This is a genomic window from Neorhizobium sp. P1_A6 (assembly GCF_056406795.1).
The window spans coordinates 1-21,085 of record NZ_JBFTZM010000014.1 but is presented as its reverse complement, the minus strand read 5'-3'; the positions used below and the strand labels follow the sequence as shown (position 1 = coordinate 21,085).

The 21,085-nt window shown below is 62.5% G+C and carries 24 protein-coding genes; 22 read left to right on the top strand and 2 right to left on the bottom strand.

The genetic code is table 11. The annotated features are described in order from the left end of the window. Positions 1-13: 13 nt before the first annotated feature. Positions 14-961: an ACP S-malonyltransferase gene (fabD, locus tag AC1D3C_RS23795; protein ID WP_038541666.1), complete on the bottom strand. Its 948-nt coding sequence runs from the start codon at positions 959-961 to the stop codon at positions 14-16. Between the two features lie 165 nt (positions 962-1,126). Here fabD and AC1D3C_RS23790 point away from each other — a divergent pair, with 165 nt between their 5' ends. From AC1D3C_RS23790 to AC1D3C_RS23730, 13 genes are all read left to right on the top strand, one after another. Continuing rightward, on the top strand, positions 1,127-2,170 hold the full coding sequence (locus tag AC1D3C_RS23790) for an aldo/keto reductase (protein ID WP_477484597.1): 1,044 nt from the start codon (positions 1,127-1,129) through the stop codon (positions 2,168-2,170). Between the two features lie 31 nt (positions 2,171-2,201). Beyond that, entirely contained in the window at positions 2,202-3,041 is an 840-nt protein-coding gene (locus AC1D3C_RS23785; RefSeq protein WP_477484596.1) for a class I SAM-dependent methyltransferase, read from the top strand. A gap of 351 nt (positions 3,042-3,392) precedes the next feature. After that, positions 3,393-3,872, top strand: coding sequence for a 30S ribosomal protein S6 (gene rpsF / locus AC1D3C_RS23780; protein WP_038541657.1), 480 nt, complete (start codon positions 3,393-3,395; stop codon positions 3,870-3,872). Positions 3,873-3,894: 22 nt separating this feature from the next. Continuing rightward, entirely contained in the window at positions 3,895-4,149 is a 255-nt protein-coding gene (gene rpsR / locus AC1D3C_RS23775) for a 30S ribosomal protein S18 (protein WP_007771634.1), read from the top strand. Between the two features lie 159 nt (positions 4,150-4,308). Further along, positions 4,309-5,295: a hypothetical protein gene (locus AC1D3C_RS23770; RefSeq protein ID WP_038541653.1), complete on the top strand. Its 987-nt coding sequence runs from the start codon at positions 4,309-4,311 to the stop codon at positions 5,293-5,295. Between the two features lie 37 nt (positions 5,296-5,332). Next, a complete protein-coding gene (gene rplI / locus AC1D3C_RS23765; RefSeq protein ID WP_038541650.1) occupies positions 5,333-5,908 on the top strand; it encodes a 50S ribosomal protein L9 in 576 nt (191 codons plus the stop codon). A 254-nt stretch (positions 5,909-6,162) separates the two neighbouring features. Next, positions 6,163-7,659 (top strand): replicative DNA helicase, encoded by a 1,497-nt coding sequence (locus tag AC1D3C_RS23760; protein WP_038541647.1) that lies wholly within the window; start codon positions 6,163-6,165, stop codon positions 7,657-7,659. Between the two features lie 442 nt (positions 7,660-8,101). Continuing rightward, a complete protein-coding gene (alr, locus tag AC1D3C_RS23755) occupies positions 8,102-9,265 on the top strand; it encodes an alanine racemase (RefSeq protein ID WP_477484595.1) in 1,164 nt (387 codons plus the stop codon). A gap of 104 nt (positions 9,266-9,369) precedes the next feature. Beyond that, the gene (radA, locus tag AC1D3C_RS23750; RefSeq protein ID WP_477484594.1) at positions 9,370-10,773 is read left to right on the top strand and encodes a DNA repair protein RadA; all 1,404 of its coding nucleotides are present in this window, start codon (positions 9,370-9,372) and stop codon (positions 10,771-10,773) included. A gap of 104 nt (positions 10,774-10,877) precedes the next feature. Next, positions 10,878-11,465, top strand: a complete 588-nt coding sequence (locus AC1D3C_RS23745; protein ID WP_038541640.1) for a CvpA family protein — start codon at positions 10,878-10,880, stop codon at positions 11,463-11,465. Between the two features lie 155 nt (positions 11,466-11,620). Beyond that, complete coding sequence (gene purF / locus AC1D3C_RS23740; RefSeq protein WP_038541635.1) at positions 11,621-13,123, top strand: amidophosphoribosyltransferase; 1,503 nt, start codon at positions 11,621-11,623, stop codon at positions 13,121-13,123. 449 nt (positions 13,124-13,572) lie between these two features. Then, complete coding sequence (locus tag AC1D3C_RS23735; RefSeq protein ID WP_247031968.1) at positions 13,573-14,313, top strand: SDR family NAD(P)-dependent oxidoreductase; 741 nt, start codon at positions 13,573-13,575, stop codon at positions 14,311-14,313. Positions 14,314-14,413: 100 nt separating this feature from the next. Then, positions 14,414-14,632: a hypothetical protein gene (locus AC1D3C_RS23730; RefSeq protein ID WP_151041542.1), complete on the top strand. Its 219-nt coding sequence runs from the start codon at positions 14,414-14,416 to the stop codon at positions 14,630-14,632. Between the two features lie 16 nt (positions 14,633-14,648). Here the strand turns inward: AC1D3C_RS23730 and AC1D3C_RS23725 are convergent, their stop codons facing one another. Next, positions 14,649-15,041, bottom strand: coding sequence for a low affinity iron permease family protein (locus AC1D3C_RS23725; RefSeq protein WP_247031966.1), 393 nt, complete (start codon positions 15,039-15,041; stop codon positions 14,649-14,651). A 175-nt stretch (positions 15,042-15,216) separates the two neighbouring features. Here AC1D3C_RS23725 and AC1D3C_RS23720 point away from each other — a divergent pair, with 175 nt between their 5' ends. The 9 genes from AC1D3C_RS23720 to pip all read left to right on the top strand — a co-directional run bounded on the left by AC1D3C_RS23720 (position 15,217) and on the right by pip (position 20,875). Next, a complete protein-coding gene (locus AC1D3C_RS23720) occupies positions 15,217-15,597 on the top strand; it encodes a hypothetical protein (protein WP_038541626.1) in 381 nt (126 codons plus the stop codon). A 325-nt stretch (positions 15,598-15,922) separates the two neighbouring features. After that, a complete protein-coding gene (gene cysS, locus AC1D3C_RS23715) occupies positions 15,923-17,308 on the top strand; it encodes a cysteine--tRNA ligase (protein ID WP_477484593.1) in 1,386 nt (461 codons plus the stop codon). Positions 17,309-17,345: 37 nt separating this feature from the next. Beyond that, positions 17,346-17,732, top strand: coding sequence for a VOC family protein (locus tag AC1D3C_RS23710; RefSeq protein ID WP_477484592.1), 387 nt, complete (start codon positions 17,346-17,348; stop codon positions 17,730-17,732). Positions 17,733-17,796: 64 nt separating this feature from the next. Beyond that, a complete protein-coding gene (locus tag AC1D3C_RS23705) occupies positions 17,797-18,036 on the top strand; it encodes an antitoxin (protein WP_113129974.1) in 240 nt (79 codons plus the stop codon). Continuing rightward, complete coding sequence (locus AC1D3C_RS23700; RefSeq protein WP_477484591.1) at positions 18,033-18,452, top strand: PIN domain-containing protein; 420 nt, start codon at positions 18,033-18,035, stop codon at positions 18,450-18,452. The genes AC1D3C_RS23705 and AC1D3C_RS23700 overlap by 4 nt, the downstream gene beginning before the upstream one ends. Continuing rightward, positions 18,449-18,946 carry a GFA family protein gene (locus tag AC1D3C_RS23695; RefSeq protein WP_477484590.1) on the top strand — a complete coding sequence of 166 codons (498 nt, stop codon included), beginning with the start codon at positions 18,449-18,451 and terminating at the stop codon, positions 18,944-18,946. Before AC1D3C_RS23700 ends, AC1D3C_RS23695 begins: the two co-directional genes overlap by 4 nt. Beyond that, a complete protein-coding gene (locus tag AC1D3C_RS23690; protein ID WP_477484589.1) occupies positions 18,943-19,434 on the top strand; it encodes a GFA family protein in 492 nt (163 codons plus the stop codon). Before AC1D3C_RS23695 ends, AC1D3C_RS23690 begins: the two co-directional genes overlap by 4 nt. After that, on the top strand, positions 19,431-19,919 hold the full coding sequence (locus tag AC1D3C_RS23685; protein ID WP_477484588.1) for a GFA family protein: 489 nt from the start codon (positions 19,431-19,433) through the stop codon (positions 19,917-19,919). Before AC1D3C_RS23690 ends, AC1D3C_RS23685 begins: the two co-directional genes overlap by 4 nt. After that, positions 19,916-20,875, top strand: a complete 960-nt coding sequence (gene pip / locus AC1D3C_RS23680) for a prolyl aminopeptidase (RefSeq protein ID WP_477484587.1) — start codon at positions 19,916-19,918, stop codon at positions 20,873-20,875. Before AC1D3C_RS23685 ends, pip begins: the two co-directional genes overlap by 4 nt. The last annotated feature ends 210 nt before the right edge of the window (positions 20,876-21,085 follow it).

Sequence of the window (21,085 nt, the reverse complement as noted above, 5' to 3'; positions counted from 1 at the left end):
CGTGTCTCTGGTTTCAGCCCATGATGGCTGTGAGCGCGGCTTCGATATCGGCCGGCGTGTTGACGGCAATGCCGGAGATATTCTTGTCGATGCGGCGGGCAAGGCCGGTCAGCACTTTTCCCGAGCCGATCTCATAAAGAGTGGTCACGCCGTTGGCGCCGAACCATTCCACCGTCTCGCGCCAGCGGACCTGGCCCGTCACCTGGGTGACCAGCAGCGTGGCGACCTCGTCGGCATCGTAGACCGGCACGGCACGCACGTTGGCGATTACCGGCACGACTGGATTATGCTTCTCCACCTTGTCGAGCGCGTGACGCATGGCGTCGGCGGCCGGCGCCATCAGGTCGCTGTGGAAAGGTGCGGAGACGGGCAGCATGATGGCGCGCTTGGCGCCCTTTTCGGTCGCAAGCCCGGCCGCCTTCTCGACGGCCGCCTTGGAGCCGGAGATGACGAGCTGGCCGCCACCATTGTCGTTGGCAATCTGGCAGACGCCGGCATCGCGGGCCGCAGCGCAGATCGCGTCGACGTCGCCGTGTTCAAGGCCGATGATCGCCGCCATGGCGCCCTGCCCGACGGGAACCGCCGACTGCATGGCGTCGCCGCGAATGCGGAGCAACCGCGCCGTATCAGCTAGCGAGAAGGTGCCGGCAGCGCACAGCGCCGAGTATTCTCCTAGCGAATGGCCGGCAACGAAGGCAACCTTGTCGGCGAGCTTCAGGCCGCGCGCTTCCATCACCCGGATCGCTGCGACAGAGACCGCCATCAGCGCCGGCTGCGCATTGGCGGTCAGCGTCAACGTTTCTTCCGGACCGTTCCACATGATGTCGGAAAGCTTCTGGCCGAGCGCCTCGTCGACTTCATCGAAGACGGCGCGGGCTTCGGGAAAAGCCTCCGCCAGATCCTTGCCCATGCCGACAGCCTGGCTGCCCTGGCCGGGGAACGTGAATGCGATCGTGCTCATGGGGATGATTTCCTTCCCTTATGTTTTGCCTCTCCATTCACATTCCGGCCCGGAGAGTCAAGGGCAGCGCGGTTTTCGAGCCCTTTAACAACCTGTTGTCCCCTTGCGCTTCATCAAATCCGGCTTAGAGTGCCGCCGACTTTTTGAGAACGGGATCTCATTTCCATGAAGTATAAAAAACTCGGCCGCACGGACTTGTCCGTGTCGGAAATCTGCCTTGGCACCATGACCTGGGGCACCCAGAATTCGGAAGCCGAAGCCCATGAGCAGATGGACCACGCTTTCGAGAACGGCGTCAACTTCTTCGATACTGCCGAACTCTATCCGACCACGCCGGTCAGCGCCGCCACCTATGGCCGCACCGAGGAATATATCGGCACCTGGCTGAAAAAGAGCGGCAAGCGCAAGGACCTCGTCCTCGCCACGAAGATCGCCGGCAGCGGCCGTCCGCATATCCGCGACGGACGCGACATCGAATCCGCCACGATCCGCGAGGCGGTCGATGCCAGCCTGACCCGGCTGCAGACCGATTATCTCGACCTCTACCAGATCCACTGGCCGAACCGCGGCACTTTCCATTTCCGCAACTCCTGGACCTTCGACGTCACGCAGCAGGACCGCGACAAGGCGGCGGCCGAAATCGCCGAGATCCTCGAGACGCTCGGCGAACTGGTGAAGGAAGGCAAGCTGCGCGCCGTCGGCCTCTCCAACGAAAGCGCCTGGGGCGCGATGAAGTACCTGCGGCTGTCGGAGAAAAAGGCCCTGCCGCGCATCGCCTCGCTGCAGAACGAATACAATCTCCTCTACCGGCACTTCGATCTCGACCTCGCCGAGGTCGCGCACCACGAGGGTGTCGGGCTGATGGCCTATTCGCCGCTCGCTGCCGGCATCCTCACCGGCAAGTATCAGAACGGCGCAAGGCCGGAAAGCTCGCGCGCCACGATCAACAAGGACCTCGGCGGCCGCCTGACGCCCTATCAGGAGCCGGCCGTGAAGGCCTATATCGAGGTCGCGGCCAAACACGGCCTCGACCTCGCCCAGATGGCGCTCGCCTTCTGCCTGTCGCGTCCCTTCATGACGTCGATCATCGTCGGCGCAACGTCCGTGGCCCAGCTGAAGCATGACATGGCGGCGGCCGACGTGACACTGTCTGACGAGGTGTTCGCTGACATCGCCAAGGTCCATCGTCAATATCCGATGCCGCTGTAAGATAGGGCATGCATTCGGGGGGAGCAAAGCCATGTCACGAGCCAGGACAACATCGACGGGCCACGAGGCGAGCGACGCTTCCTGGCTCGATCTTCATTACCGTTCGTCGCGGGCGGAATACGAGCACGCGCTCTCCAGCGTCGGAATAAAAGCCGGATGGTCGGTGCTCGACGCCGGCTGCGGCGGGGGCGACTTCCTTCCGCTGCTTGCCGAGTTCGTCGGAACGGAGGGGGCGATCACCGCCCTTGACCTGGCACCCGAAAACATCGCCAGGGTGGAAACGCTTGCCCGGGAAGGCCGCCTGCCCTCCGGTATCGTCACCAGGGTCGGCAGCCTCCTCAATCTTCCCTTTCCGGACGCGGCGTTCGACTGCGTCTGGATCGCCAATGTCGCGCAATACCTGACGCCGGCTGAATTCGAGGCCGCCGTCGCCGAAGCGCGGCGCGTCCTCAAACCCGGCGGCCTGCTGGCGATCAAGGAATTCGACTCGCATATCCTTCAGGTCCAGCCGATGGATAGCGGTGCCTTTTCACGCTTCATGAATATCCGGCTGGCGACCTTCGCCACCAAAGGCGTGCTCGGCACCGGCTCGGGAACCGGCATCGCCTCGCGCCTTCGCGCAACCGGGCTGACGGACATCACCGCGCGCGGTTTCCTGGTGGAGCGCTGGGCCGATTGCGGTGCGGACACCAAGGCCTATGTCCGCAGCCTGCTCTCCTATTTCGCAACGGTCGCGCCGCAATACCCGCTTCCGTCCGAGGATCTCGCCACCTGGCAGGGCGTTGCCGCCAATCCCGAGAGGCTGCTTGACGATCCCGGCTTCTGCTACCGCGAGTTCTTCGTGCTGACGCTTGCAACCATGCCCGGCTGAGCACGCGTGATTTTCGAACGAAGCCGCCGGGCGAGAGCGGCGCTACATCGATCAGCAAGCGTACAAGGCGGATGACGGGCGGAAGTTCGAGGAACGGCCTTGCCATCTCGCCAAAAATCCGTATAAGCGCGCTGTTCGCAACACCCGGTCTTCTGGCTGGTGGCTGAACGGAGGGCAGGTTCGCCGCAAGGCAAGCCGCGGGGACCATAGGGTCCAAGCCTCCCGTGTCTCCGCTCTCGACCGTCTCGATAACAACACTTTTCTTGCCTGGGGTTTTCCCGTTCAGGAGCAGTCGTTGAGGCTTAGCCGCCGAGGTCCGGGTAGACAACCGCAAGAAAAGGCAAAGCTTACATGGCTCTTTATGAACACGTATTCCTTGCCCGGCAGGATATGTCCGCTCAGCAGGTTGATGCCCTCGTCGAACAGTACAAGGGCGTCATCGAAGCTAACGGCGGCAAAGTCGGGCGCATTGAAAACTGGGGCCTCAAGTCCCTCACCTACCGCATCAACAAGAACCGCAAGGCTCATTACGCCCTGATGGACATCGACGCACCGGCTCCGGCCGTGCACGAGATGGAACGCCAGATGCGCATCAACGAAGACGTTCTTCGCTACATGACGATCGCCGTCGAGAAGCATGAAGAAGGTCCGTCGGCGATGATGCAGAAGCGCGACCGTGACGACCGCCCGCGCCGCGATGGCGACGACCGTGGCCCGCGCCGCGAATTCGGCGACCGTCCTCCGCGCCGCGAAGGCGGCTTCGGCGACCGTCCGGACCGTGGTCCGCGTGAAGGCGGCTTCGAGCGCCGTCCCCGCGAAGACCGTGCGTAATAGAGGCTAAGGAGAAAAGACCATGGCTGACGTATCATCATCCTCCTCCCAGGCACGCCGTCCGTTCCATCGCCGCCGCAAGACCTGCCCGTTCTCGGGTGCCAATGCGCCGAAGATCGACTACAAGGACGTACGCCTCCTGCAGCGCTACATTTCCGAGCGTGGCAAGATCGTTCCGTCGCGCATCACGGCCGTTTCCCAGAAGAAGCAGCGCGAACTCGCCCAGGCGATCAAGCGCGCCCGCTTCCTCGGCCTGCTGCCCTACGTCGTAGCGTAATTACGAATACCGGACCCGCTGATTAAGAGTCAGCGGGTCTATCCCTTCCGCGATGGGCGCGGATCGGAACTTTCCAAATCCCATGTTGGGGATGAAGTACCTGAGACAGTGATTCAGGTGTGATCCCCTAACTGCTTCAAAAAGCAGGACAGCGAGACCGTGACGAACAAGATACAGACAGTGCTGCCCACCGGCATTCTTGCCGGCATTGCCGCCACCCTGCTCGTGCTGGGTGCGAATGCGCAACTGTCGTTTGCGTCCTTGCTTTACGCCGCCTCCTCGCTTCCGATCTTCATCGCCGGCCTCGGCTGGGGCAATCGCGCCGCCGTCATCGGCATCGCGACCGCCGGCATTCTCGGCGCCATCCTCGTCTCGCCTATGTTTGCGGTCGCCATGGCGGTGTTCACGCTGATCCCGGCGGGCTGGCTTTCGCATCTCGCCAATCTCGCGCGTCCCGCCTCCGAACTCGGCGGCCCGGACAACCTGATGGCCTGGTACCCGATCTCGGATATCCTTCTGCATCTCTGCGGCCTGGTGACGATCGCCGTCATCGCGCTTGGGGTCGCGATCGGCTATGGCCCGGAACTTACCGACCAGATGGTCGATGCGATGACTGCGGCCCTCAAGGCCCAGGAGCCGGCCTTTACGCCGGAACCGGCGGGCATGGCGCAGACCAAGTCGCTGCTGGTGCTGATGTTGCCGCTCGTCCAGGGCGGCGTTTGGGTGACGCTGCTGTTTGCCGCCTTCTACATCGCCGTGCGTATCGTGTCGCGCTCAGGCCGTGCCTTGCGTCCGCGCGAGGACATGCCGTCGGCGCTCCGGATGAACCGGCATGCGATCTTCATCTTCCTCGGCGGCATCGTGCTTTGCTTCCTCGGCGGCGTCCCGGCGATGATCGGCGCGACGATCTGTGGCACGTTCGGCGCCGGCTTCCTGATGGCCGGTTTCGCTTCCCTGCATTTCCGCAGCCTCGGCAAGGACTGGCGCATCCCGGTCCTCGTCCTCTGTTACCTCTCTTCCATGCTCGTCCTGCCGGCGATCGCGATCCTCATCCTGGGGCTTTCCGATACGAGACGGACGATCGCGCTCACTCCGCTCAAGACCGGCGCGAGCCCCGACAACAAGACCACCGAAAACAAGAACTGAAAAACAAGAACCGACTGATCGAAAGGAAACCTAAACCATGCAAGTCATCCTGCTTGAACGCGTACCGAAGCTTGGCCAGATGGGCGAAACCGTCAAGGTTCGCGACGGCTTTGCCCGTAACTACCTCCTGCCGCTCGGCAAGGCTCTCCGCTCCAACGAAGCCAACAAGAAGCGCTTCGAATCCGAGCGCGCCACGCTCGAAGCCCGCAACCTCGAGCGCAAGGGCGAAGCCCTGAAGGTCGCCGAAGTTCTCGACGGCAAGTCCTTCGTCGTCGTGCGCGCCGCCGGCGAAACCGGCCAGCTCTACGGCTCGGTTGCTGCCCGCGACATCGTCGAAGCGCTCGCTGCCGAAGGCTTCACCATCGGCCGCAACCAGGTCGACCTCAACACGCCGATCAAGGAAATCGGCCTGCACAAGGTCTCCCTGCACCTGCATGCGGAAGTCGAAGTTTCGGTCCAGCTGAACGTCGCCCGCTCGACGGAAGAAGCTGAACGCCAGTCCCAGGGCGAAAGCCTCACCTCGGCCGACGCCATCTACGGCGTCGACGAAGATGCGCTGCGTCCGGAAGACTTCTTCGATCCGGAAGCCGACGGCGCCGGCGAAGACGAATAATCGTCTTTTCCAAAGCATTTCAAAGAACGCCCGGCCCGGAAGGTCCGGGCGTTTTTTTGTCTCTTTTCAACGTGTAGAATGAAGCGTCGCACCAGCGATTCGCCGATTGCCACAGTCAACCGGATTCGTGCCGTCCTCCGCAATTTTATGGTTGGCCTGTGAATCACTGTGTGTAGCGAACTGAATCATTTCAGGACGCCTCGCAACCCGTTAGAACCGACGGCTTGGCAGCAGGACAGAACGGACAGAAGACCATGAACGACGCAGTACGCAAGCTCGCCAACATCCAGCCGGCAGAGCCGCATTACCGCGAAGCCCCGAACAATATCGAGGCCGAACAGGCGCTTCTCGGCGCGATCCTGGTCAATAACGACGCCTATTACCGCGTCTCCGATTTCCTGAAGCCCGTCCATCTTTACGAGCCCCTGCACCGCAAGATCTTCGAGGTCGCCGGCGACATCATCCGGATGGGCAAGACCGCCAACCCGGTGACGATCAAGACCTTCCTGCCCGCCGACGACAAGGTCGGTGACCTGACGGTGGCGCAATATCTCGCCCGCCTCGCCTCCGAAGCCGTGTCGATCATCAATGCGGAGGACTACGGAAGGGCGATCTACGACCTGGCGCTACGCCGCGCGCTGATCACCATCGGCGAGGACATGGTCAACATCGCCTTCGACGCGCCGCTCGACATGCCGCCGCAGACGCAGATCGAGGATACCGAACGCCGGCTGTTCGAGCTCGCCGAAAACGGCCGTTACGACGGCGGTTTCCAGTCGTTCAACGATGCGGTGGCGCTTGCGATCGACATGGCCGGCCAGGCCTTCGAGCGAGACGGCCATCTTTCCGGTGTCTCGACCGGCATCATGTCGCTCGACAGCAAGATGGGCGGGCTTCAGCGCTCCGACTTGATCGTGCTTGCGGGACGCCCCGGCATGGGCAAGACCTCGCTTGCCACCAACATCGCCTATAACATTGCCGCCTCCTACGAGCCGGAAGTCCAGCCGGACGGTTCGTACAAGGCCAAGAACGGCGGCGTCGTCGGCTTCTATTCGCTCGAAATGTCGGCCGAACAGCTCGCCACCCGTATCATCTCCGAGCAAACGGAAGTCTCCTCGTCAAAGATCCGCCGCGGCGACATCACCGAGGCGGATTTCGAAAAGCTCGTCGCCTGCAGCCAAATGATGCAGAAGGTGCCGCTGTTCATCGACCAGACCGGCGGTATCTCGATCGCCCAGCTTTCCGCCCGCGCCCGCCGCCTGAAGCGCCAGCGCGGCCTCGATTGCCTGGTGGTCGACTATATCCAGCTGATGACCGGCTCGGGTAAATCCGGCGAGAACCGCGTTCAGGAAATCACCCAGATCACCACCGGCCTGAAAGCGCTCGGCAAGGAGTTGAACGTGCCGATCATCGCACTGTCGCAGCTCTCGCGCCAGGTGGAAAGCCGCGACGACAAACGCCCGCAGCTCTCCGATCTTCGCGAATCGGGCTCGATCGAACAGGACGCCGACGTCGTGCTGTTCGTGTTCCGCGAGGAATATTACGTGAAGAACATGGAACCACGCGACATCGCCGACCCGAAATATCCCGAATGGGAAGTGCTGATGGACAAGGTCAAGGGCACCGCGGACGTGATCATCGCCAAGCAGCGCCACGGACCGACCGGCACCGTCAAGCTCGCCTTCCAGTCCGAATACACCCGCTTCGCCGATCTGGCCGACCCGAGCTTCACTCAGTACGAAGAGCATTGATCAGGGCGGTCGCCGATATCATTTTTCGGCCGATGGCAAGTTTCGGATCGTCTCAGCGGGATTGGGGTTTTCATCGTCAATATTTGAGCCCGCCCGCCCCCCTCTGGCCTGCCGGCCATCTCCCCCTCAGGTGGGGAGATCCGCTGGGCGCCTGCCCACAGTCTCACGTCAGGCTTCTCCGATCCGAGCGCTGTCCCGCCTGAGGTTTATTGGGAAGCGAAGGTCGTGCCGCGGGTAATCTCCCCACCTGAGGGGGAGATGGCCGGCAGGCCAGAGGGGGGCGGGCATATTCCAGCGCTTGTGACAGGTCTGCGGCATCCACGACCCAAAAGATTGTGCAGCGCGAAGGATTTTGCAGGCATGGTCTTTTTCCTGCCTTCGAAACCGGTAGGATCGCTGCAACCGTTCTCATCCCCCCGATCCTCATGCCTTACGAGCCGACATGACCGATTTCGACAGCGAGCTTTCCTATCCCGACGATTTCGATATCGCGCCCGTCCGGCTGACGGTCGATCTGGGTGCGCTTGGCGACAATTGGCGCGAGATGGCGCGGCGGTCGGGAACGGCGCGGACAGCGGCCGTCGTCAAGGCCGATGCCTACGGGCTCGGGCTGGAGGATTGCGGCATCACGCTTTACGAGGCCGGCGCCCGGGATTTCTTCGTGGCGGTGGTGCAGGAAGGCGTGACGCTGCGCACCTATGCGCCCGACGCCCGGATCTACGTACTCTCCGGCATCTGGCCCGGTCAGGAGCGGATGTTCTTCGGACACGATCTTGTGCCCGTTCTGGCCTCGGAAGAACAGCTGGCCTTCTGGATGTCGGTGACGGCAGAACACGGCGACCACCCCTGCGCGCTGCAGGTCGATACCGGCTTCAACCGGCTCGGCCTGCCGCTCGAGGATGCTATCGCCTTTGCCGACGACGTGTCGCGGCCGGCGAGCTTCTCGCCGGTCCTGGTGCTCTCGCATCTCCACAGCGGCGATACGCCCTCCTCGCCCCTCAACCAGAAACAGCTTTCGGCCTTCCAGAAGGTCGCGGAGGCTTTCGAAGGCATCGAGACGAGTCTTTCGGCATCTGCCGGGATCTTTCTGGGGCCGGACTATCATTTCGATCTCACCCGCCCCGGCATCGCGCTTTATGGCGGCGAAGCGGTGGTCGGAGTGCCGAACCCGATGAAGCCGGTGGCCAAGGCGGAAGCCCGCATCATCCAGATCCGCGACGGCAAAAAGGGCGAGACGGTGAGCTACGGCGGCACTTATCAGCTCTCCCGCGACAGCCGGCTGGCGATCGTCTCTGCGGGTTACGCGGACGGCTACAAACGCGCACTCTCCGGCTCCGGCGTGCCGCTGCGCCAGACCATAGGTCAGGGCGGCTTCGGCTTCGTCGCCGGACGCAAGGTTCCGGTCATCGGCCGCATCACCATGGACCTGACGATCTTCGACGTCACCGACATCCCGGCATCGGACATCCAGGCCGGCGACTATGTCGAACTGTTCGGCCCCAACGTCGCCCTCGACGACGTCGCCCGCGCCGCCGGCACGATCGGCTACGAACTGCTGACCAGCCTCGGCCTGCGCTATGAGCGGCGGTACATCGAGGCCGAATAACTCCCTTCCTCCTTGCCATCATCTGCATTTTCGGATTAGACAAGAAAAGTTCCGCTTTTGTTCACGGTGGAATTTTGTGAATATCGAAGGCGGCAACTGATCCCATGGCAAAATCCAAAACCCAATTCGTGTGCCAGAACTGTGGCTCGGTGCATAACCGCTGGGCCGGCAAATGCGACGGCTGCGGCGAGTGGAACACCATTGTCGAAGACGACATGATGGGCGGCATCGGCTCCGGTCCAGGCAAGGTGCCGAAGAAGGGCCGCGCGGTGGCGCTCACCACCCTGTCGGGCGAGACCGAGGAAGCGCCGCGCATCTTCACGGGCATTTCCGAGCTCGACCGGGCGACCGGCGGCGGTTTCGTGCGCGGCTCGGCGGTGCTGGTCGGCGGCGATCCGGGCATCGGCAAATCGACGCTTCTGATGCAGGCCGCCGCCGCCCTCTCCCGCCGCGGCCACCGGATCATCTATGTCTCGGGCGAAGAGGCGGTGGCGCAGGTGCGCCTGCGCGCCCAGCGCCTGGATGCCGCCGATACCGAGGTGCTGCTGGCCGCCGAAACCAATGTCGAGGACATCCTCGCCACCATCGGCGAGGGTAAGCGCCCCGACCTCGTCATCATCGATTCGATCCAGACGCTGTGGAGCGACACCGCCGATTCGGCGCCGGGCACCGTCACCCAGGTGCGCACCGGCGTGCAGGCGATGATCCGGTTTGCCAAGCAGACGGGGGCGGCCATGGTTCTCGTCGGCCACGTCACCAAGGAAGGCCAGATCGCCGGCCCACGCGTCGTCGAGCACATGGTCGATGCGGTCCTCTATTTCGAGGGCGATCGCGGCCACCACTACCGCATCCTGCGCACCGTCAAGAACCGATTCGGGCCGACCGACGAGATCGGCGTCTTCGAAATGTCCGACAAGGGCCTGCGCGAGGTCACCAACCCGTCCGAACTTTTCCTCGGCGAGCGCAACTCGAAATCGCCAGGTGCTGCCGTCTTTGCCGGCATGGAGGGCACAAGGCCGGTTCTCGTCGAAGTGCAGGCGCTGGTCGCGCCGACCTCGCTCGGCACGCCCAGGCGCGCCGTGGTTGGCTGGGATTCGTCACGCCTGTCGATGATTCTCGCGGTGCTGGAGGCCCATTGCGGCGTCAAGCTCGGCCAGCACGACGTCTATCTGAACGTCGCGGGCGGCTACCGCATCACCGAACCGGCGGCCGATCTTGCGGTCGCTTCCGCACTGGTCTCGTCGCTTGCCGGCCTTGCCCTGCCGGCCGATTGCGTCTATTTCGGCGAAATCAGCCTCTCGGGCGCTGTGCGACCTGTGTCTCAGACCGCTCAACGCCTTAAGGAAGCTGAGAAACTTGGTTTTTCAGGGGCGATGCTGCCGGCCACCTCCGCCGAAGTGCCGAAGGGTGCCAACGGACGCTGGGTGACGATCGAGGACCTGCCGGACCTGGTATCGCGCATTGCCGGTTCCGCCGCCAAGCTGAGACAAACGCCGGAAGATGATTGATCTTCCGTTAACAAGCCCGCTGATGTATGACGGCTGCGGTAAGGCGGGGCGCCGGGCTAAAAGCCGGCAAGTCTTGAAGTCGGCAAGTCTGGAGTAGATCATATATGCCCATCACGATTTTCGATGGTATCGTCATCGCTGTGACGCTGTTTTCCGCCGTTCTCGCCATGGTTCGCGGCTTTTCGCGAGAGGTGCTGTCGATCGCGAGCTGGGCCGGCTCAATCGCCGCCGCCTATTACCTCTACCCCCTGGTTCTGCCCTATGTGAAACCTCACCTGAGTGACGAGCGCATCGCGATCGCCGCGTCCGCGGGCGCCATCTTCCTGATCGCGCTGATCGTCATCTCGTTCATCACCACGCGGATCGCCGATTTCATCATCGACAGCCGCATCGGGGCGCTCGACCGGACGCTTGGTTTCCTGTTCGGCGCCGCTCGCGGCATCCTGCTGCTCGTCGTCGCTGTCGCATTCTGGAACTGGCTGGTGGCCGCCAATGCCCAGCCGACCTGGGTGACGCAGGCGAAATCGAAGCCATTCCTCGATACGCTGGTCGCCCGCCTCGAAGCCGTACTGCCCGCCGATATTGAGCCGCAGATCCGCGCCCGCATCCTCGGCAAAGAAGCAGCGCCTGCCGATGGCGCTCCGGCTCAGGATCAGCCGGCGGCAGATGACGCGCCTGCGACAAATAATTGACGTGATCTTGCGCTTGATGCAGCGCAAAACGTCACCATTTGTGGTATCATTCGCATCTAAGTGAAAAACAGGCTGGTTTCCGGGGAGCTTCTCCCCCGGCCGGCCTTTCCATTTTTCCGACAGGGACAGGTTGTCCACAGGGATAAGGGGCCAAGATGAAACAGCCGGTTTCCGAGACATTCGCCGAAGACAGCGTCAACGAATGGGATGGCGATACGCTGCATGAGGAATGCGGCGTGTTCGGCATTCTCGGCCATCCCGAGGCCGCGACGCTGACGGCGCTCGGGCTGCACGCCCTGCAGCACCGTGGCCAGGAAGCGGCCGGCATCGTCTCCTTCGACGGATTGCGCTTCCATTCGGAGCGCCGCATGGGCCTCGTCGGCGACCATTACACCGACCCTGTCACCCTTGCCCGCCTCCCCGGCAATATCGCGATTGGCCACAACCGTTACTCGACCACCGGCGAAGTCGCGCTACGCAATGTCCAGCCGCTGTTTGCCGAACTCGAAGTCGGCGGCATCGCGGTTGCCCATAACGGCAATTTCACCAACGGCCTGACGCTGCGCCGGCAATTGATCGCCGGCGGCGCCATCTGTCAGTCGACCTCCGATACCGAAGTCGTCCTGCATCTCATTGCCCGCTCCCGTTATTCGTCGACCGCCGACCGGTTCATCGATGCGATCCGACAGATGGAAGGCGGTTATTCGATGCTCGCGGTCACCCGCACCAAGCTGATCGCCGCGCGCGACCCCACCGGCATTCGCCCGCTGGTGATGGGCGAACTCGACGGCAAGCCGATCTTCGCGTCAGAGACCTGCGCGCTCGACATCATCGGCGCGAAATTCGTTCGCGATGTGGAGAATGGCGAAGTCATCATCTGCGAGATTCAGCCGGACGGCTCGATCTCGATCGACGCCCGCAAGGCCGGCAACGGCCAGCCGGAGCGGCTCTGCCTGTTCGAATACGTCTATTTCGCCCGTCCCGATTCCGTCGTCGGCGGCCGCAGCGTCTATGTCGCCCGCAAGAACATGGGCATCAACCTCGCCAAGGAAGCGCCGGTCGAAGCCGATGTCGTCGTGCCTGTGCCGGATGGCGGCACGCCGGCTGCCTTGGGTTACGCCCAGGAAAGCGGCATCCCCTTCGAATACGGGATCATCCGCAACCACTATGTCGGCCGCACCTTCATCGAGCCGACCCAACAGATCCGCGCCTTCGGCGTCAAGCTCAAGCATTCCGCCAACCGGGCGATGATCGAGGGCAAGCGCGTCGTGCTCGTCGACGATTCGGTGGTGCGCGGCACGACGTCGCTGAAGATCGTGCGGATGATCCGCGATGCCGGCGCCAAGGAAGTGCATCTGCGCGTCGCCAGCCCGATGATCTATTATCCGGATTTCTACGGCATCGACACGCCGGACCGCGACAAGCTGCTCGCCAACCAGTACGACAGCCTGGAAGCCATGTGCCGGTATATCGGTGCGGACTCGCTGGAATTTCTGTCGATCAATGGCCTCTACCGCGCCGTCGGCGGCGAAGACCGCAACAACGCCCGCCCGCAATTCACCGACCACTACTTTACCGGCGACTATCCCACCCGCCTGCTCGACAAGGACGGCGAGACGATGGGCCGCAAGGTTTCGGTTCTGGCCAGCAACGGGTGAGGTGAGCGTCGGCTGACGGGGCATGAGGCCGTCGGCCGAGTTGTGTGGCCGACATCCGGCACTGAGCAAGCTCGCCCCCCTCTGTCCTGCCGGACATCTCCCCCACAGGTGGGGAGATCACAAGCGGCATGCTCTTCCCGCCAAACTCCTGATGCGATTGGCAGCAACGTTGTTGTTTGGGGAGGGCGGTGCGCCCATCCGATCTCCCCACCTGCGGGGGAGATGCCCGGCAGGGCTGAGGGGGCTGGCTGGTTCGGCGCTCAATGAACAGGGTCTCCAACGATGACGAAGCCTCTCCAACGCGCAACGACTTGCGTAGGCTCGATCGCTGTGACAAGCACAGGGATGAGGGAGTCCGAGGCCGAACCTCTGCGAAAGAGGCCGCCTCCTCCACGAAATATCCACCGGCAACGGTAACCCGTTGCACGTATTGCTAAGGGCGGAAAATCATGACTATCGATCTAAAGGGCAGGATCGCGCTGGTGACCGGCGCGTCGCGGGGCATCGGCTATTTCACGGCGCTCGCTCTGGCAAAAGCCGGCGCGCATGTGATCGCCACCGCCCGCACCGTTGGCGGCCTGGAGGATCTCGACGATGCGATCAAGGCGGCCGGCGGCACCGCGACCCTCGTTCCCTTCGATATTACCGACATGGCGGCGATCGATAAGCTCGGTGCCTCGATCTTCGAGCGCTGGGGCAAGCTCGACATTCTCGTCGCCAATGCCGGCATCCTCGGCGTCATCTCGCCGCTCGGCCATATCGAGGCGAAGGTGTTCGAAAAGGTGATGCTGACCAATGTTACCGCCACCTGGCGGCTGATCCGCTCGGTCGAGCCGCTCTTGACCAAATCCGATGCCGGCCGCGCGCTGATCATGTCGTCCGGCGTCGCCTCCAAGGCGCCGGCCTTCTGGGGCGCCTATTCGATCTCCAAGGCGGCGGTCGAGAACATGGCCCGCATCTGGGCTGCGGAGACCGACCACACGCCGCTCAAGGTCAACATCGTCAATCCCGGTGCCACCCGCACCGCGATGCGCGCTCAGGCCGTTCCCGGCGAAGATCCGGAAACCCTGCCGCATCCCTCGGAAGTGGCCGAAAAAATCCTCTTCCTCGCCTCACCCGACCTTCAGGATACCGGCCGCCTGTTCGTCGTGCGCGACAACAGGTTCGTGGATTTCCGGGCGCCGGAATAAAGGCAACCCACCCGTCACGGGGTATTCGCGTTTGACAGTGGTCGATTATCCGCGTCGACAAGGGAACACCTGAAACGGTTCCCGTAATGCGAGAAAGCCTATGCCTTCGCCTTTGACCGACGAGCAGAGAGAACAAGCGACAGCGACCGCCAATCTGGTCGCCGCGGCGATGGCCCGCCTTCACCGAGAGCATGGCGAGGCGGCGGTCATGGAAGCGATGCGGCTGATCAGTTCCGCGATGACCGACGACGCACGGCGCAAATCCATAGCCCAGGCACTGCTCGACAACAGCAATCCGCCGACCGACAAAGGCCGCTGACGCTGCCGCTACTGGCCTAGACGTTCTCCGCCTCCTGATCCAGCGTCTTGGCGCGGCGTTGCAGACTTTCGCTGAGCCTGCGAAGCTGTTCCTCGTCCAGTTTTTCAATTCCGATGAACTCGTTTGCGGCCTGGCTCGACAGGATCAGTTCGTCGAGCTTCGCCTGGACCGCCTCGCCGTCCCTGTTCTGGGAATTTTGCAGCACGAAGACCATCAGGAACGTGATGATCGTCGTTCCGGTGTTGACCACCAGCTGCCAGGTTTCCGAAAATCCAAAGAACGGTCCGGTGACGCCCCAGACGACGATCAGAACGGCGGCGGCGACGAAGGTGACGGGCTTTCCCGACCAGGAAGCGACGGCGCTCGAGAAGATGTCGAAAATGTTGCGGTGTTTATCCTGTCTGGCCATTTGGCATCCATCCGGTGGGCACGATTTCCGCCCATCAACGTGCGAAGCACATGTTTTGATCCCTGCGGCAGATCAATGGCCGACCTCACCGGTACCCCCATGTATAAAATCCGATTTCTGTTATGCTGTGGGTCCTGCGATAGGGCGCAGGAACTTTAAATTTCGGGGGAATCTGATGAGAAACATCGCTTTCTGCTTCTTCGGCGCAGCCGTGCTCTGTGTCACCGTCGGCATGTTCTGGGGCATTCACATGGCGATCTCAGGCGACCATCTGATGGCGCCGGCGCATGCGCATCTGAACCTCGTCGGCTGGACGACGATGGCGATTTTCGGCCTCTACTACACTGTGACGCCGGCGGCTGCCGAGACCCTGCTCGCGAAGGTGCATCTTGGCTTTGCAGTCCTTGGCGTACTCTGTCTCGTGCCGGGTATCGCGATGGCGGTGTCGACGGGCGGCGAAGCGCTTGCCGCGATCGGTTCGATCATTACCGTCATCTCGATGCTGATCTTCCTGTTTACTGTCGCCCGGAACGGCATCGGCCGCAAGACGGCGTAAGACGGCTTCAACCGTCCGGCGCGGGCGACGCCCACTTGACCAAATGGCTTGCCCGCGCCATAACGCCTTCCATGAAAACGGCGATTTCCATTTGTGGGATCATTATCCGCTAGCGTTCGCGCTGGCCCGGCCGTTTTCGTCTCTCGAAAAGCCTTGAAGACAAACGACCCGGCCGGAGCCGGATGTTTTCGTGTTTTCCCGAACGCGAAAGCATCCGCCTGCTAGTTGATAATGAGAGCGGGATGTCGTCCGAAAACCGCGTACACTTTTCGGCATCCCGCTCGACCGGATGCTCGCCGTGCCAGACTGTTGGGGAGATTTTTCGATGAGCATTCCGCTCAGATTCTACAATACGCTGACCCGTGAAAAGACGGCGTTCGCGCCGATCGACCCCCAGAACGTACGCATGTATGTCTGCGGCCCGACGGTCTACGACTATGCCCATATCGGCAATGCCCGACCGGCCATCGTCTTCGACGTGCTCTTCCGGCTGCTCCGCCAAGTCTATGGCGAGGCCCACGTCACCTATGCCCGCAATATCACCGACGTCGATGACAAGATCAACGCGCGGGCGCTGCGCGACCATCCCGGCCTGCCGCTCAACGAGGCGATCCGCCTCGTCACGGAAAAGACCGAGACGCAGTACCACGAGGACGTCGCGCTGCTCGGCAATCTGGAGCCGACCGTCGAGCCGCGTGCCACCGACACCATTGCCGAGATGATCGAGATCATCGAGAAGCTGATCGGCAACGGTCATGCCTATGTGGCAAAAGGCGAAGTGCTGTTCGACACCAAGTCGATGGCCGATTACGGCCAGCTTTCCAAGCGTCCGCTCGACGAACAGCAGGCTGGTGCCCGCGTTGCCGTCGATGCGCACAAGAAAAGCCCCGGCGATTTCGTGCTGTGGAAGCTCTCCTCCCATAACGAGCCCGGCTGGGAAAGTCCCTGGGGCCGCGGCCGTCCGGGCTGGCATATCGAGTGCTCGGCGATGAGCCGGCGTTATCTCGGCGAGGTGTTCGACATCCATGGCGGCGGGCTCGACCTGATCTTCCCGCACCATGAAAACGAGATCGCCCAGTCGCGTTGCGCCCACGGCACGGAGGTGATGGCGAATGTCTGGATGCATAACGGCTTCGTGCAGGTCGAGGGCCGCAAGATGTCGAAGTCGGAGGGCAATTTCATCACTATCTATGACCTGCTGCACACCGAAAAATTCGGCGGCCGCCAATGGCCGGGCGAAGTGCTGCGGCTTGCCATGCTGATGACGCACTACCGCGAGCCGATCGATTTTTCGGTGAAGCGGCTGGAAGAGGCCGAGCGCCTTCTGGCAAAGTGGCCGGCGGCGGAGGTTTCCGGTGCCACCCCTTGCGACACGGTCGTGAACGCGCTTGCCGACGACCTCAACACGGTCGCGGCCGTGCAGGCACTGCACGCGTTGGCGCAGGAGGCTCACGGCGATCCGGACGCACTTGCGGTGTTTGCCGCCAGTGCCGCTTTTCTCGGCGTGCTGCCTGAGAAAACCGAGGTCGACGAGGCGCTGGCATCCGCCGTCGACGCCTTGGTCGCCCTGCGGCTCGAAATGCTGAAGGCGAAAAATTTCGCCGAGGCCGACAGTATCCGCAACGAGTTGTCGGACAAGGGCATCCAGCTGAAGGACGGCAAGGACCCGGCAACGGGCGAGAGGGTGACGACCTGGGAGGTGAAGCGGTAAGTTTCACCTTCTGGAACAACGCGCGAGGAGCAAGGCAATGATCGATCACATGGGCATCAAGGTCGCGGATTTCGACCGGGCCAAGGCATTCTACGATGCAGCCTTCGCGCCGCTCGGCGCCTCGCTGCTTTACATGGTTCCGGCTGAATATACGGGCGGCGTCAAGGTCGGCGGCTACGGACGCGAGCGGCCGATCTACTGGCTGCACGAGGACAAACCAGTCCCCGGCCATTCCCAGCACGTTGCGTTTACCGCCAGCAGCCGGGCCGAGGTGGACGCCTTCTATGCCGCGGCGATATCAGCCGGCGGCAGTGACAACGGCCCGCCCGGCCTGCGCACCCACTACCACCCCAACTATTACGGCGCCTTCGTGTTTGACCCCGACGGCAACAATATCGAGGCGGTGTGTCACACACCGGAATAGCGAGCGTCGGTTGTTTCAACCAGCCAATTGGCATATGCTTTCAGCATAGGCCAAGGAGGATGACATGGGTGCAGAACGTCACGTGAAGTTGTTCCGCAATGGCCGCAATCAGGCTGTCCGTATTCCGGTGGAATTCGAGATGCCCGGTGACGAGGCGATCATGCGCAAAGAGGGCGACCGGCTGGTTATCGAGCCGGTGAAAAAAACCGACCTTCTGGAATGGCTGGCAACGATCGAACCGTGGGAGGGAGAATTCCCCGAGCTCGACATCGATGAGCCTCCGCCACGGGACTTCGATCTGTGACCGATCACATATTCATGCTCGACACCAATATCCTGTCGGATCTCGTTCGAAATCCACGTGGTCGCGTTCAACAAGAACTCCGGCGACATGGCATCAATGCCGTCTGCATAAGCGCGATTGCTGTCTCGGAGATAAGATTTGGTCTTGCAAAGAGGGGTTCGGAGAGTTTTGCCGATCGCGTCGAGTCTGCACTCAGCCGTATCACTCTCCTGGATTATGGAGATAACGCGACATTGGCCTATGCATCCATTCGCAATGATTTGCAAAGTCGCGGGATGTCCATAGGAACGACGGATCTCTTTATCGCCGCACACGCCAAGTCCCTGGATCTCACACTTGTCACCAACAATATCCGCGAGTTCTCGCGGGTGGATGGATTGAAGGTGGAAAACTGGCTTGAGGAGGACGGCCAATGACCCAGATCCACACCGGCGGCTGCCAGTGCGGCGCTGTGAGATACCGGGCGGAAGGGGAGCTCGGGTTTCCGCATCTGTGCCATTGCCGCATGTGCCAGAAGGCGGCGGGCAATTATTTCATGCCGCTCGGCGGGGTGATGTACGAAAATTTCAAGCTGACGCGCGGCGAGTCGGCCTGGTTTCAGTCGTCGGAAACGGTACGGCGCGGCTTCTGCGAAAAATGCGGCACGCCGCTCTTTTATGACGGATCGAGCGATCATATCAGCATCACGCTCGGTTCCCTCGACGATCCGCAATCGGTGAAGCCGGAGGTGCAGACCAATCTTGCCCACAAGATGCCCTGGTTCGAGACCCTCGACAGCCTGCATCACGATGCAAAGATGGACATGACGCCGCAGGAAGAAGAGACAATCTCGGCGAGCAGCAACCAGCACCCCGACCACGACACCGAGGTCTGGCCGCGCAGGAACGGGGACTCGGAGGGCCGATCATGAGCGATGTCGTTCGGACCGGCGGCTGTCAGTGCGGCGCGATTCGCTTTCGGCTGGTGGGCGAAGCGCCGGATGCCTCGATCTGCCATTGCCGCATGTGCCAGAAGGCGTTCGGCGCCTATTATGCCCCGCTKGTGGCGGCCGGCGAGGCGGAGTTGACCTGGACGCGCGGCCAGCTCAAATATTTCCACTCGTCGAACCATGTGCGGCGCGGTTTTTGCGAAAACTGCGGTACGCCGATGACCTACGAGGCGGCCGACGGCATCGCCATTTCCGCCGGCAGTTTCGACGAGCCGGGCCAGCTTCCTCCGGTCGTGCAGTTCGGCGTGGAAGGCAAGATCGGCTTCGTCGACCACCTGCATGAACTTCCCGAGCGGGATACGATGGACGACGTCGCCTCGGCGCCGTTCCTCGACGACATCGTCTCCTACCAGCATCCCGACCACGACACAGACACTTGGCCGAACAGTCCCAAGGAGGACAGACAGTGACCGAAACTTTGAGAACAGGCGGTTGCCAGTGCGGCGCCGTGCGCTTCCGCATCCACGGCAAGCTCGGCCGCGCCTCGATCTGCCATTGCCGCATGTGCCAGAAAGCCTTCGGCGGGTTTTTCGGACCGCTGGTCACCGCGCCGCCCGAGGGAAACGGCTCCGGCGTCGAATGGACCCGCGGCGAGCCGAAATATTTCCAGTCATCGGTGAATATCGACCGCGGCTTCTGCGAGAATTGCGGCACGCCGCTCACCTACCGTTATCCCGGCGGACTGGACCTGGCGATCGGCGCCTTCGACGACCGCGGCGACCTCGCCCCGAAGATTCAGGTGAATTATGCCTCGCATATTCCGTGGGTGACGACCATCTTCGACCAGCCGGTCCGCGACAGCGGCGAAGACGCCGTCAAGCAGGAGCAGATCATCTCCTTCCAGCATCCCGATCACGATACCGAAAACTGGCCGGCAAAGGGTCTGCATCTATGACTGAAGTTCTGCGCACGCTCTATCCCGAGATCGAACCCTACGCGACGGGGCAACTGGATGTCGGCGACGGCCATGTGATCTATTGGGAACGGGTCGGCACCGAGGGCGCCAAGCCGGCCGTCTTCCTGCATGGCGGCCCGGGCGGCGGCTGCAATCCGAACCAGCGCCGGCTCTTCAACCCGGAACTCTACGACGTGCTGCTGTTCGACCAGCGCGGCTGCGGTCGTTCCACGCCGCATGCCAGCCTGGACGCCAATACCACCTGGCACCTTGTCGCCGATATCGAGCGGCTGCGCCAAATGGTGGGCGTCGACAAATGGCAGGTATTTGGCGGTTCCTGGGGCTCGACCCTAGCGCTCGCCTATGCTGAAACCCATCCCGAGCGGGTCACCGAACTTCTGGTGCGTGGCATCTATACCCTGACCAGGCCGGAGCTCGACTGGTACTACCAGTTCGGCGTCTCGGAAATGTTCCCGGATAAGTGGGAAGCCTTCGTCGCCCCCATTCCGGAAACCGAGCGCCACCAGATGATGGCCGCCTACCACCGCCGCCTCACCGGCCCGCACAAGGCCGAGCAGATCCGCTGCGCCAAGGCCTGGAGCGTCTGGGAGGGCTCGACCATCACGCTTCTGCCGAACCCCGAACTGACGTCGGACCATGACGACGACCATTTCGCGCTCGCCTTCTCGCGCATCGAAAACCACTTCTTCATGAATGCCGGCTGGCTGGAAGACGGGCAGCTCCTGCGCGACGCCACGAAGCTCAAGGGCATTCCCGGCGTCATCGTGCACGGCCGCTACGACATGCCTTGCCCGCTGAAATATGCTTGGCAGCTTTCGAAAGTCTGGACGGACGCGGATTTCCACATCATCGAAGGCGCCGGGCATGCGGTCTCGGAACCCGGCATTACCGACCAGCTGATCCGCGCGACGGACCGGTTTGCGGGGAAGGTTTGACCGTGGAATTCGTGGCTACCCCCCTCTGGCCTGCCGGCCATCTCCCCCTCAAGGGGGGAGATCGAAGGATGCACGGCCTTCCCCAAACAATGACCGCAAGAGATGGCCGCATTCGAGCCGGCTGCTGCAATCCTAAATCTGTCTTGGGAGCGAGGCATCGCTCCTGGCCGATCTCCCCCCTTGAGGGGGAGATGCCCGGCAGGGCAGAGG

Coding starts and splice junctions, on each gene's coding strand:
- fabD (WP_038541666.1), bottom strand. CDS start 961: ATGAGCACGATCGCATTCACGTTCCCCGGCCAGGGCAGCCAGGCTGTC.
- AC1D3C_RS23790 (WP_477484597.1), top strand. CDS start 1,127: ATGAAGTATAAAAAACTCGGCCGCACGGACTTGTCCGTGTCGGAAATC.
- AC1D3C_RS23785 (WP_477484596.1), top strand. CDS start 2,202: ATGTCACGAGCCAGGACAACATCGACGGGCCACGAGGCGAGCGACGCT.
- rpsF (WP_038541657.1), top strand. CDS start 3,393: ATGGCTCTTTATGAACACGTATTCCTTGCCCGGCAGGATATGTCCGCT.
- rpsR (WP_007771634.1), top strand. CDS start 3,895: ATGGCTGACGTATCATCATCCTCCTCCCAGGCACGCCGTCCGTTCCAT.
- rplI (WP_038541650.1), top strand. CDS start 5,333: ATGCAAGTCATCCTGCTTGAACGCGTACCGAAGCTTGGCCAGATGGGC.
- AC1D3C_RS23760 (WP_038541647.1), top strand. CDS start 6,163: ATGAACGACGCAGTACGCAAGCTCGCCAACATCCAGCCGGCAGAGCCG.
- alr (WP_477484595.1), top strand. CDS start 8,102: ATGACCGATTTCGACAGCGAGCTTTCCTATCCCGACGATTTCGATATC.
- radA (WP_477484594.1), top strand. CDS start 9,370: ATGGCAAAATCCAAAACCCAATTCGTGTGCCAGAACTGTGGCTCGGTG.
- AC1D3C_RS23745 (WP_038541640.1), top strand. CDS start 10,878: ATGCCCATCACGATTTTCGATGGTATCGTCATCGCTGTGACGCTGTTT.
- purF (WP_038541635.1), top strand. CDS start 11,621: ATGAAACAGCCGGTTTCCGAGACATTCGCCGAAGACAGCGTCAACGAA.
- AC1D3C_RS23735 (WP_247031968.1), top strand. CDS start 13,573: ATGACTATCGATCTAAAGGGCAGGATCGCGCTGGTGACCGGCGCGTCG.
- AC1D3C_RS23730 (WP_151041542.1), top strand. CDS start 14,414: ATGCCTTCGCCTTTGACCGACGAGCAGAGAGAACAAGCGACAGCGACC.
- AC1D3C_RS23725 (WP_247031966.1), bottom strand. CDS start 15,041: ATGGCCAGACAGGATAAACACCGCAACATTTTCGACATCTTCTCGAGC.
- AC1D3C_RS23720 (WP_038541626.1), top strand. CDS start 15,217: ATGAGAAACATCGCTTTCTGCTTCTTCGGCGCAGCCGTGCTCTGTGTC.
- cysS (WP_477484593.1), top strand. CDS start 15,923: ATGAGCATTCCGCTCAGATTCTACAATACGCTGACCCGTGAAAAGACG.
- AC1D3C_RS23710 (WP_477484592.1), top strand. CDS start 17,346: ATGATCGATCACATGGGCATCAAGGTCGCGGATTTCGACCGGGCCAAG.
- AC1D3C_RS23705 (WP_113129974.1), top strand. CDS start 17,797: ATGGGTGCAGAACGTCACGTGAAGTTGTTCCGCAATGGCCGCAATCAG.
- AC1D3C_RS23695 (WP_477484590.1), top strand. CDS start 18,449: ATGACCCAGATCCACACCGGCGGCTGCCAGTGCGGCGCTGTGAGATAC.
- pip (WP_477484587.1), top strand. CDS start 19,916: ATGACTGAAGTTCTGCGCACGCTCTATCCCGAGATCGAACCCTACGCG.